This is a genomic window from Variovorax sp. GW821-FHT10B04 (genome assembly GCF_059415645.1).
In genome coordinates this window covers 1-539 of sequence record NZ_JBWKNQ010000033.1, presented here as the reverse complement: position 1 = coordinate 539, position 539 = coordinate 1, and the positions used below count along the sequence as shown (strand labels likewise).

Annotated in this window: 1 protein-coding gene; it reads left to right on the top strand. The window is 67.2% G+C overall.

The genetic code is table 11. The features are described from left to right. A partial coding sequence (locus AC07PZ_RS31615; protein WP_495299142.1) for an Ig-like domain-containing protein occupies positions 1–539 on the top strand: 539 nt, incomplete at both ends.

Genomic DNA, 539 nt, shown 5'->3' with positions numbered 1-539 from the left:
CCCGACCCGCTGGCCTCCAACGTGATCGCGGTCGGCGCGATCACGATCGACAGCGGCGTGTCGTCCACGGACTTCAACACCAACGACCAGACGCTGGTCTTCAGTGGCAGCAGCAATGCGGCCGATGGCTCGCACGTCGACGTGCTGCTCAACGGCGTTCACCTGGGCTACACCACGGTCGTCGGCGGCGTGTGGACGTATGACTACACCGGCACGACGCTGGGCAGCGGCGTCTATCAGTTGCAGGCCGATCTGGTCGACCTGGCCGGCAACATCGCCGTGGCCTCGGCGGTGCAGCAGGTGATCGTCGATCCGAGCGGTGGCACGCTGCCGGGCGGCGCACCCGACCCGCTGGCCTCCAACGTGATCGCGGTCGGCGCGATCACGATCGACAGCGGCGTGTCGTCCACGGACTTCAACACCAACGACCAGACGCTGGTCTTCAGCGGCAGCAGCAATGCAGCCGATGGCTCGCACGTCGACGTGCTGCTCAACGGCGTTCACCTGGGCTACACCACGGTCGTCGGCGGCGTGTGGAC